The organism is Nocardia crassostreae, assembly GCF_001613405.1.
Lineage (GTDB): Bacteria > Actinomycetota > Actinomycetes > Mycobacteriales > Mycobacteriaceae > Nocardia > Nocardia crassostreae.
This window is the reverse complement of record NZ_BDCH01000023.1, coordinates 184210-196454: the sequence shown is the minus strand read 5'-3', so window position 1 is coordinate 196454 and position 12245 is coordinate 184210. Positions and strand designations below refer to the sequence as shown.

Annotated in this window: 2 protein-coding genes and 1 pseudogene; 1 reads left to right on the top strand and 2 read right to left on the bottom strand. The window is 69.6% G+C overall.

What is annotated here, in order from left to right; all coding sequences use genetic code 11:
- Window positions 1-3: 3 nt before the first annotated feature.
- Both NC4_RS24410 and NC4_RS24405 read right to left on the bottom strand, forming a co-directional pair.
- Window positions 4-633 carry a TetR/AcrR family transcriptional regulator gene (locus NC4_RS24410; protein WP_067542436.1) on the bottom strand — a complete coding sequence of 210 codons (630 nt, stop codon included), beginning with the start codon at window positions 631-633 and terminating at the stop codon, window positions 4-6.
- A gap of 10 nt (window positions 634-643) precedes the next feature.
- On the bottom strand, window positions 644-1810 hold the full coding sequence (locus NC4_RS24405) for an aromatic ring-hydroxylating oxygenase subunit alpha (protein ID WP_067542433.1): 1167 nt from the start codon (window positions 1808-1810) through the stop codon (window positions 644-646).
- A 470-nt stretch (window positions 1811-2280) separates the two neighbouring features.
- Here NC4_RS24405 and NC4_RS43130 point away from each other — a divergent pair.
- A pseudogene (locus NC4_RS43130) lies at window positions 2281-12195 on the top strand (amino acid adenylation domain-containing protein); the annotation flags it as partial.
- Window positions 12196-12245: the final 50 nt, after the last annotated feature.

Below are 12245 nucleotides of genomic sequence, written 5' to 3'. Positions count from 1 at the left end.
CGTTCACCCTTCCGTCGCGACCGGTTCCAGCGCGTCCGCCGCGGCCCGCACCCGCGGCAACCGGGCGAGATCGGCGAGCAGGCCGGTGAATGCGAAATCCACGATCTCCGCGGGACTCACCGCGTACTCGGGCACCGCCAGCACATCGAACAGCGCGATCACCAGCCGCGCCCCCGTGGCCGGATTCATGGCCCGCACATCGCCCTGCTCCTGCGCGGCGGTGACCAGATCGACCACCACCGCGTCGAATTGCCGGATCAGCTCGCGCTCCGCGGCGAAGCTGTCCTGATACAGCTCCGGCGTGGTCAGGATGGTCACCAGCACATACGGCGAATCACGCAGATGCTCCAGCGATTCCCGCAACCACCGATGCAGTTTCACAATGGCCGGCGCGGACACCTCCGCGAGTTCCCCGGCCAATTCGAGCGGCCGCCCCACACCGAGCCGCACCAGCGCCGACAGAATGTCGTCCTTGGTCGAGAAATGCTTGTAGATGGCGGGTTGCGCCACCCCGATCGCCGCGGCGATGGTGCGGGTGGAGGTGGCGGCGTACCCGCGTTCGGCAATGAGCTCGGCGGCCGTGCGCAGAATGCGATCGGCCGCCGAGCTCATTCCGGACGTCGGTGCGGGCATGCCGACCAGGCTATCGCGACTCGCCCACCGGTCCGGGCCACGGCGTGTCGCCGAGTAGGGCCTGGGCGAGATTGCGGTAGAAGGCGATTATGCCCGGCGCCTCCTTGGGGCTCAGATGCCCGCGCTCGGCGAAGCGCGAGCCGACCGCGCGCTGTACCGCCTCCAATCCCGCGCGATCCTCCTCGTTGATCATGGCGGTCACCGCCTGCTGGGTGCGCTCGAGCGACTCGTCCCCGGCCGCCGCCAGTTCCGGCGTGGTGAGCACTCCGCCCAGCACCCGCACCCGGTCGATGGTCAGCGGGACGAAGGTCAGCCACACGATCTGGTCCGACAGCGCGATGAAGGCGCTCACCGGAAATCCGACCAGCACCATGCCGTTCGCCTGCTGCATATCGTCGAGTCGCAGTGTCTGCGACGGCATGGGCAGCGTGAACGGGATCCGCGCGTGCAGCACCCACGGCGAGTAGTGCTCGACCGTCACATCGCCGCCGCCGGGTATGAACGGCTCCAGCGTCTGCTGGTGCAGTCCGAGCACGTGATAGTTCTCGTGCCCGTTCTCCATCACCACTTTCCAATTGACCTGCCATTCCAGCGACCACGTGTCGACCAGCGTCATGCGGTCGAGCCGATAGGCGGCGAAGCGGTGGGCGGCCAGTTCGAGGTGCGGCTCGATGGGATCGGCATCGGCATCGGTGTTCACCCAGACGAACCCGTTCCACTCGCTGACCGCGAACCGCGGCAGTCGGCAATCCGCCTGCACGAATTCGGCATTGCCCCCCATGTATGGCGCGCCGCGCAGCTGCCCGTCCAGGGAGTAGTTCCAGCGGTGATAGGGGCAGGTGAACGATTTGAGCTGTCCCGCACCGGGCTCCACCAAGGGCATGAGCCGATGGCGGCAGACGGGGGAGAGGGCATGCAGCGCGCCTTCCCCGTCGCGGGTGACCACGATCGGTTCGCCCGCAATGGACACTGACACATAGTCGCCTTTTTCCGCTAACTGGTCGGTGTGCGCGACCAGGAACCACGAGCGGCGGAAGATCCGCTCGCACTCGAGCTCCCACAGTTCGGCCGAGGTGTACGCGGCTGGCGGCAGGCTCAGGGCGGGGGGTTGCGGATCGAGGTATTCACGCAGTGTTGTGCGAATCTCATCGATTCCCCGGTGGGTGAGCACGGACATCTTGGAACCTCCCAGGCGGTGGGTTATCGATCGATAACCTCTGATTGTCAGGTTATCAAGTGATAACCCTGCGTCAAGGGAGTTCCGCGCGCAGAGGTGTCTGAGAGGGATAGCCATCGCGTCGCCGGAGCCCGTGCGAGACGCTGTGGCGGAGGAGGGGTCTCCGCAACGATGTCCCGTCCAAACCGCACTTGTGGTCTGATATGTGCCGAATGCCCCCAAAATCGATGGCTTCTCGGCCGTTCCCACCGTGGTTCGCCCACGGTGCGCCGCGGGACGGTCGAGTGCGTCGATTTCGGATTGCTCCACGGCTCGAATGAGAGGAATGCAGTACTCGGATGGATAGGGTTCGTCGTACCGTTCGAGGTAGAACTCGTCGTAGGTCGGGGGGCCTTCTCTTTGTTCAGTTGCTGACCGCCGCGGTGGAGTCGGCGGCGGATTAGATTGCCATTAGCTATGAACCGACCGGTATGTCGGGCGAGCGGCGCGAGATCGGCTACACCGAACTCGACGAGTCCTCGTCGCGCCTGGCGCGGGAGCTGATCGATCGCGGCGTCGGGCCGGGCGATATCGTCGCCGTCGGTTTCACCCGGTCGTTCGAATCGGTGCTGGCGGTCTGGGCCATCGCCAAAACCGGTGCGGCGTACGTGCCCGTCGACCCCGGGCTGCCGCCGGAGCGGCGCGCCTATATCCTCGCCGATTCGAATGCCGTGCTCGGACTGACCGATACCGCGCACCGCGCCGCGTTCGGCGCCGATATCGAATGGCTGGACCTCGCCGATCCGGAATTCCGTGCACGCGTGGCCGCCCGGCCCGCGCATCCGATCTCCTATGTCGACCGGGTCCGCGCGCGCACCGAACAGCATCCGGCCTACGTCATCTACACCTCCGGGTCCACCGGCCGCCCCAAGGGCGTGGCGGTGACCCACGCCGGGCTGGCGGCGCTGGTCGCGACCGCTCGCGAGCGCTACCGCGTCGGTCCCGGCGCCCGGGTGCTGCACGTGTGCTCGCCGAACTTCGACGTCTCGGTGCTGGAGTTGCTCCTGGCCTTCGGTTCCGGTGCGACGCTGGTGATTTCGCCCGCCACCGTCTTCGGCGGCCAGGAGCTGGCCGAGTTGATCCGGCGCGAGCGGGTGAGCCATGTCCTCATCACCCCGGCGGCGCTGGAGTCGGTGGATCCGGCCGCGCTCGAGACCCTGCGCGTGGTGGTCGTGGCCGGTGACGCGTTCGGGCCCGGGCTGGTCGAGCGCTGGGCCGTGCCCGGGCGCTCGTTCTTCAATGCCTACGGTCCCACCGAGGCCACCATTCTCGCGACCAGCAGCGCCGAGCTGACCACGGCGGAGCCGATCACCATCGGCGCGGCCCTGCCCGGAATCGGTGCGGTCGTGCTGGATTCGCGTCTGCGCCCGGTTCCGGCGAGGGTCGTCGGCGAGCTCTACCTGTCCGGTCCCGCACTGGCCCAGGGCTATCTGGGACGGGCGGCGCTCACCGCGGACCGCTTCGTGGCCGCCGCCTTCGGCGGTGACGCGGGCACGCCGGGGACGCGCATGTATCGCACCGGTGATCTGGTGCGCCGCCGGATCGACGACGGCGCCATCAAATACGTGGGCCGCTCGGACTTCCAGATGAAGATCCGCGGGTTCCGCATCGAACTCGGTGAGATCGATGCCGCGCTCACCGCGCATCCCGATATCGAATACGCCGCCACCCTCGGGCGGACCGCGCCCTCGGGGGCCACCGAGCTGGTCGCGTATGTGTTGCCGCGCAATGGAACAGCGCTCGATACGGCCGCGGTCGCGCGCTTCGCGGGCGACTCGCTGCCCGGCCACATGGTGCCGTCCGCCTTCGTCGTGATCGACGCTATCCCGTTGACGCCCAATGGAAAACTGGATCGGCAGGCCCTGCCCGAGCCGGACTTCGAGGCGGCCGCTTCGCGCGCGCCCGAGGGCGAGGTGGAGACCCGGCTCGCCGAACTGTTCACCCAGGTCCTCGGTGTCCGCGTGGGCGCGGAGGATTCGTTCTTCGCCGCCGGTGGCGACAGCATTCTATCCATCCAGCTGGTGTCGCGCGCCCGCGCGGCGGGAATCGTGTTCACCCCCAAGGATGTTTTCGAGCATCGCACCGTCGCCGGGCTGGCGCGGGTGGCGGTGGACGGCGCCGAACCGGTGGCGGGGCTGACCGAACTGCCCGGCGGCGGTGTGGGCGAGATGCCGCTGACGCCGGTGCTGGCCGCCCATACCGCCGGTGGCCGATTCTTCGCCCGATTCACCCAGCAACTGGTCCTCGCGCTGCCGGAGGGCATCGATCGGGCCGGGGTGGTCGCGACACTCGACGCGGTGCTGAACCATCACGACATGCTGCGCGCCCGACTGCGATTCGACGAGGGACGCGCGCAGTTGCGGACCTTGCCCCCGGTCGAGGCGGCCGGGGCGGACGAGCTGCTGACCACGGTCGAGGCGCCCGCGGGACTGGATGCCGACGCGCTCGCCGCATTCGCCGACAAGGCCATGGATGCCGCGCTCGGCGCCCTCGATCCGGCAGCGGCGCGCATGCTCGCGTTCACCTGGCTGTCCCGCCCGGACGGTCCCGGCGCGGTGATCGTCGTCGCGAATCACGCTGTGATCGACGGCGTCTCGTGGCGCATCCTGGTCTCGGATCTGGTGGCCGCGTGGGCGCAGTACGCCGCCGGGCAGCCGATCGCGCTGCCCGCGGTCGGCACCTCGTTCCGGCGCTGGGCGCACGGTCTGGCCGAGACGGCGTCCGGTCGCACCGGGGAACTGGAGCACTGGCGGCGGACTCTCGCCGCCGCCGATCCGCTGCTGGGTGCGCGGGCGCTCGATCCGGTCGTCGACACCGTCTCCACCGTGCGGCAATTCAGTGTCTCGGTGCCGCCGGAGGTGACCCGCGCGGTGCTGACCGAGCTACCCGCGCTGTACCGCGGCGGTGTCAACGACGGCCTGCTGGCCGCGCTGGCGCTGGCGGTGCGCGCCTGGCGGGCGGAGCGGGATATCGAGGCCCCGGCCACCCGCATCCGGCTCGAAGGGCACGGTCGCGAGGAGCATGCCGTTCCCGGCGCCGACCTCAACCGCGCCATCGGCTGGTTCACCACCATGTACCCGGTGGTCGTGGACCTGTCCGGCCTCGACGCCGAGGCCGCCTGGGACGGCGGGGAGGACACCGCGGCGGTCCTGAAATCGGTCAAGGAACAGCTACTCGCGGTGCCGGACAATGGCATCGGCTTCGGGCTGCTGCGCCACCTGCACCCGGACTCCGCCGCGCTCGACGGCCCGCTCGGCCAGATCGGCTTCAACTATCTGGGCCGGGTCTCGACCGGCGATGTGCCGGAAGGGCTGGCGGACGGCGGCTGGCTGCCGACCGCCGCCTGGGGCGAACCCGCCGCCGCGCAGGATCCGGCCATGCCCGCGCCCGCCGTGGTCGATATCAATGCGATCGTCACCGAGACCGGCGACGGCGCGGTGCTGTCCGCCTCCTTCGCCTACGCTGGGGAGATTCTGGACGAGCCCGCCGTGCGTGAGCTGGCCGAGCACTGGGTGGCCGCGCTGACCATGCTCTCGGACCACACGACCCATCCGGCGGCGGGCGGGCTCACCCCCGCCGACGTTCCGCTGGTGCGGGTCACGCAGAGTGAGCTCGACGCCTGGCACGGTGACCATCCGGGACTGGCCGATATTCTGCCGCTCTCGCCGCTGCAACTCGGATTGTTCTATCTGACACAGGTTTCCAGCGCGGAGTCCGATCCCTACCTGTTGCAGTGGGCGATGGAACTGTCCGGCGCCGTCGATCTGGAGCGGCTGCGCCGGGCCGCGCAGACAATGGTCGACCGCCACGCCATCCTGCGCACGGCCTTCGGCGCCACCGCCGATGGCGCCCCGGTGCAGCTCGTCATCGCGCATGCCGAGGTGCCGTGGCGGGTCGTCGACGCCCCCGACGCCGATCCGGCCGAACTCTGTGCCGCCGAACTGCGGCGCGGATTCGATCTCGCCGTCGCGCCGCTGTTGCGATTCACGGTGTACCGCACCGGTTCCGGCCGCGTCCAGCTGGTGCTGACCTCCCATCACCTGCTGCTGGACGGCTGGTCCATGCCGTTGCTCATGAAGGAACTGCTGGTTTCCTATGCGGCCGACGGTGATTCGGTGCTGCCGCGGGTGCGGCCGTACCGCGATTACATCGCCTGGCTGGCACGCCGCGATCGGGAGCACACCCTCGATGCTTGGCGCGAGGCGCTGGCCGGGGTGAGCCCGACCCGGATGGTGCCCGAATTGGCGCCGACCACGGAATCCGGTGCGGGTCACGGGGTCTGCGCAGCCATCCTGTCCGAGGTCGAGACGGCCGCGCTGGCGGCCTTCGCCACCGCCACCGAAGTCACCGTCAATACGGCGGTCCAGGCCGCGTGGGCGCTGGTGCTCGCCGCTTGCACAGGACGCGACGATATCGTCTTCGGCGCGGTGGTCTCCGGGCGTCCCCCGCAGCTCGACGGCGTCGACGATATGGTGGGGCTCTTCGCCAACACCATTCCGGTGCGCGTCCGATTCGACGAGCAGGAGCCGGTGCGCAAGCTGCTGATCCGGCTACAGTCCGAACAGGTTTCGCTGCTCGACAGCCATCAGCTCGGACTGGCCGAGATCCAGCGCGCGGCGGGCGCGGGAGAATTGTTCGACTCCATCCTGGCCTTCGAGTCCTATCCGGTCGACGCCGACGGGCTGCGGCAGGCGCACGGCGCGATCGACGGATTGGAGATCGCCGGACTGCGAGCGGTCAATTTCACCCACTATCCGGTGGCCGTGGAAGTGGAGCTGGGCGACCGGTTGCGCATCGCGGTGCAGCATCGACGCGATCTGGTCGGCGCCGCCGAAGCCCAGGCGCTCGCCGATCGAATGCGGCTGCTGCTGGGCGAATTCGCCGCCGCGCCCGATCGCATGCCCGCCGATCTGCACGCGCTGCTCGACGCGCACAACGATGTCATCGCGCAGACGCGGTACTGGCGCGAGACCCTGGCGGGGCTACCCGAGGAGTTGAACCTGCCCGCGGATCGGCCGCGGTCGGGCGCGCCCGTCGTGGTGGACCGCCCCGGTGCAGTGGTCCGCGCCGCCGTGGACGACCTCGCCGCCGCGGATTTCCCCGTAGCGAGGGACCGCATTGCCCTCGACATCGGCGCGGACCTGCACGAGCGGTTGCGGCAGTTCGCCCGTACGCGGGAAACGACGGTGTTCACCGTCGCGCACGCGGCGTTCGCGGTGCTGCTCGCGCGCCTGTCCGGAACCGCGGACATCGCGACCGGTACCCCGGTGGCCGCGACCCCGGACGCCGGTGCCTCGAACCTGGTGGTCCTGCGTACCGGCGTGCGTGGCGAGGAATCCTTCCACGCGCTGCTGGCCTATGCGGAAGACGTTGCCCTGCAAGCCTTCGCACGCGCCGATGTCCCGTTCGACGCGGTGGCGGCAATGCTGGACCCCGTTCGATCACAGGGCCGCCACCCGCTGTTCCAAGTCATGTTCACGGTCGGTGCGGAGGTCGCGTCCGGCGCGTCGATCGATCTGGCCCTGCGTATGCCGGAACAGGGTGACCTCACGGAATTCGCCTTCGCGAGTGAGCTTTTCGACCGGCGCACGGTGGAGGTGCTCGCCGAGCGGTTCCTGCGCCTGCTCGATGCGGCTGTGGATCGGCCGGAGCTGCCCGTGGGTGACCTGCCGCTGCTCGCCGCCGACGAACTCGCGTTGCTGACCCACGTGCCCGCCGACGACGTCATGACCACCGCACTGCTGCCGGACCTGCTGACCCGCGGCATCGCACTCGGGGCGGATCGCATTGCGGTGCGTTACCAGGGCCGGTCGGTCACCTACGGCGAACTCGACGCCCGCAGTTCGCAATTGGCGCGCCTGCTCATCGACCGCGGGGTCGGCCCGGAGAGCCTGGTCGCTGTGGCCCTGCCGCGCAGTTACGATCTGGTGCTCGCGGTGCTGGCCATTGCCAAGGCGGGTGGTGCGCACGTACCCGTCGACCCCGGCTATCCCGCCGACCGGATCCGGCACATGGTGGCCGATTCCGGTGTGACGCTGGGTATTACCGTCGCGGAGCACTCCGGGCGGCTGCCCGGCGGCCCGGAGTGGCTGGTGCTCGATGACCCCGAGACCGATCGCCGCCGCGACGCCTACCCCGCCGGTCCGGTGGCGGACTCGGAACGCCGGGCGCCGCTGCGCATGCACAACCCGGCCTATGTCATCTACACCTCGGGTTCCACGGGTATGCCCAAGGGCGTCACCGTGACCCACACCGGGCTCGGCGGCATGCTCGCCGACGCCCTGAGCCGCTACCGGCTGGAACCGCGGCACCGCTTCCTGCACATCTGCTCGCCGAGCTTCGATCCCTCGGTCTTCGAATGGATGTGCGCGTTCTCCGTGGGCGCGACCCTGGTCATCGTGCCGCCGTCCATCATCGGCGGCGCGGAACTGGGCGACCTGCTGCGCACCGAGCGGGTGACGCACGCCCTCATCACCCCCGGCGTGCTCGGTACCGTCGACCCCGCCGGGCTGGACGCCTTCGAGGCGATCTTCGTCGGCGGCGATGTCATGACCCCCGACCTACTGGCCCGCTGGGCGCCCGGGCGGCGCTACTACAACGCCTACGGTCCTACCGAGGCCACCATCATCTCCTCCTACGCGGAACTGACCGTGGGACAGCGCATTACGATCGGCGTCCCGGTGGCGGGCATGGCCGCACTGGTGCTCGACGCCCGGCTGCGACCGGTCCCGCCGGGTGTCGCGGGCGAGCTGTATCTCACCGGCGGCAGCCTGGCCCGCGGTTATCGGAACCGGCCCGGACTCACCGCCGAACGATTCGTCCCCGACCCGTGGGGTGCGCCGGGCGCGCGCATGTACCGCACCGGTGACGTGGTGCGCTGGTACGCGCCGCCCGAGCAGCGCGACGGCAATCATGCACGGGCGTCGGTGGATTGGCAGTTCGACTATGTGGGCCGCTGCGACGCACAGGTCAAGGTGCGCGGCTTCCGCGTCGAACTCGGCGAGATCGACGCGGTGCTGAGTGGCCGCGCCGAGGTGGCCTTCGCCATCACCGTGGGTCGCACGCTGCCGTCCGGGGCGACCGCGCTGGTGTCCTACGTGCAGTCCGCGCCCGGGCACAGCGTCGAACCGGCCCGGCTCACCGAGTACGCGGCCGGAATCCTGCCCGCGCACATGGTGCCCGCGGCCATTGTCGTGGTCGACGAGATGCCGCTCACCTCGAACGGCAAGATCGACCGAAAAGCCCTGCCGGAACAGGTTTTCGAGACGACCGCGACCCGCGCTCCGCAGGGCCCGGTGGAAGCGCGGCTGGCCGAACTCTTCGCCCAGGTGCTCGGTGTCGAGTCGGTCGGCGTGAACGATTCGTTCCTCGCGATCGGCGGCGACAGCATCATGTCGATCCAACTGGTGTCGCGCGCCAAGACAGCCGGGATCGTCTTCACCGCCCGCGACGTGTTCGAGCAGAAGACTGTGGCCGCCCTGGCCCGGATCGCGGCCGTGGGCGCGGAGGCGGCGCAGGTCGTCCTCGCCGAGCTCCCCGGCGGCGGTATCGGCGAAGTTCCGCTGACCCCTGTGCTTTCCGAATTCCTCGCCGAACGACCCTCCGATCGGTTCGCCCAGACGATGGTGCTGGCGCTGCCCGAGAACATCGACCGCCCCGGGCTGATCACCACGATCGCGGCGGTACTGGACCGGCACGAGGTACTCCGTTCGCGGGTCTGGCAGGACGGCGGCGAATGGCGGTTCGAGGCGCTGCCGCGCACTGCGGTCGACGCCGAAACCCTGGTCACCGAGATCGGCGTGCCCGCCGGTGCGGACGAGCAGGAACTTACCCGAATCGGCAGCGCTGCAATGACTTCCGCCCAGGCCGCGCTCGACCCGGCCAATGCACGCATGCTGTCCTTCGTCCGGCTGCACCGCCCCGACGCGCGTGACGTACTCGTCGTGGCCGCCCACCACTACGTCATCGACGGCGTCTCCTGGCGCATCCTCATCCCGGATTTGCCCCTGGCCTGGGCACAGCATGCCGCCGGTCAGCCGATCGTCCTGCCTGCGGTGGGAACGTCGTTCCGCCGCTGGGCGCACGGCATCGCCGAAGCGGCCGCCGGACGCACCGCAGAACTCGGCCATTGGCAGCGCACAATCGCCACTCCGGACCCGCTGCTGGGCGCACGCGCCCTGAACCGCGCCATCGACACCTACGCGACCCTGCGCTCCGTCACGGTCCAGGTGCCGGTCGACTTCACCGAGGTCATGCTGACCACACTGCCCGCCCGCTACCGCGGCGGCGTCAACGACGGCCTGCTCGCCGCCCTCGCACTGGCCGTGCGTACCTGGCGGTCACGGCGCGGCATCGACGCACCCGTGACCCGCATCAAGCTGGAAGGTGATGGGCGCGAAGAGAATGCCGTCCCCGGCGCGGACCTCACCCGCACCCTCGGCTGGTTCACCAGCGTCTACCCGGTCGCACTTGAGCTGCCGTCGGTGTCGTCGCCCGCGGGCAGCGAGAGTGCCGGGATGGCGAGCGGAGTTTCGAACGAGCCGCGCATCATCGGTATCGCCGACATCGATGCCCGGAGCATCGCGACCATCCTGAAGTCCGTCAAGGAACAGCTGCTTGCGTTGCCGGACAAGGGAATCGGCTTCGGCATGCTGCGCCATCTCCATGCCGAGACCGCCGAGTCGCTCGCTGGTGACATCGACCAGATCAGCTTCAATTACCTTGGGCGCGCGGCCACCGGTGCGCCCGCCGATCTGCCGGACCAGAGTTGGTTGCCCACAGCTGATCTGGGTGTGCTCGATGTCGACTACGACCCGAGCATGCCGGTCGGCGCGGTCCTCGACATCAACGCCATTACCGCCGAGACCGCGGCCGGGCCACAGATGGAGCTGAGCTTCGGCTATGCGAGCGACATCCTCGACGAGGCGGCCGTGCGGGAGCTGGCCGACGACTTCGCGGCCGCGCTCACCGCCTTCGCCGCACACCTGGACGATCCGGCGGCGGGCGGGTTGACTCCGTCGGACGTGCCGCTGGTCCGGGTCTCTCAGTCCGAGCTGGATCGCTGGCGGTGCGCCTACCCGTCGCTGTCGGACGTGCTGCCGCTGTCGCCCTTGCAGGATTCGCTGCGGGTGCTCATGGAGCTGCTGGACGGTTCCGCCGAGGCGTACATCATCCAGCTGGCCGTGCAGCTGACCGGCGAGCTGGATATCGAACGGCTGCGGCGGTCCGCACGCGCCATGCTCGACCGGCACGCCAACCTGCGCACCGCGTTCGTGCCCGTGGCCGACGGCACCTCCGTACAGGTCGTCGTCGACGACGTCGAGGTCCCGCTGCGGATCGTGGAGGGCGTGGCCGAAGCCGAACTGCCCGAACTGCTGCTCGCCGGGCAGCGCCTCGGATTCGACCCGGCGGTGGCGCCGCTACTGCGATTCACGGTGTACACCACCGATTCCGGGCACACCCACCTGGTCCTGACCGGCCACCACATCCTGCTCGACGGCTGGTCCATGCCATTGCTCATGAAGGAACTGCTGGTCCTCTACGCCACCGGCGGCGACCCGGCGGTGCTCACGCCCGTGCGCCCCTACCGCGACTATCTGCACTGGCTCGCACAGCAGGACCGCGCCGCCGCCGAGCGGGCCTGGTCGAATGTCCTCACGGACATCACGCCGACCATGCTCGCCCCCGAGCTGGCGTGGCCCGCCGCAACGGAAACCGGTTACGGCCGTTGCGAGTTCGAGCTGTCCGCCGCCACAGCCGCACTCACCGCCTATGCGGCCAGCGCCGAAGTCACCGCCAACACCCTGCTGCAAACAGCCTGGGGCCTGGTGCTCGCGGGCAGCACCGGCCGCGACGACGTGGTCTTCGGCGCGACCATCTCCGGCCGCCCCGCCCAACTCGACGGCATCGGCGAGATGATCGGGCTTTTCGTGGACGCCATCCCGGTGCGCGTGCGCTTCAACAGCACCACGACGGCGCGAACCCTGATCGGCGACCTGCAAGCCGAACAAATCTCCCTCCTCGACCACCATCACCTCGGCCTCGGCGCCATCCAACGCGTCGCGGGCCAGGGCGAATTGTTCGACACCATGCTGGTTTTCGAGTCCTACCCGGTCGACGCCGAAGGACTCAACCAAGCCGGTGGAGCACTCGGCGACCTCCGAATCGATGCCCTCAGCGGCGAGGATTTCACGCACTACCCGATCACCGTCCTGGTATTCCTCAACGACCGCACCCTCGTGCAGGTGAAGTACCGCCGCGACACGGTCGCCGCCGCCACCGCACAAGCCGTCGCGGACCGTCTCCGGCGAGTACTGGCCGACCTCCTCACCGCCCCGGGCCGCCGCGCGAGCGAGATCGCGCGGTCCCTCGACGCTGCCTCCGGCGACCCGATCGC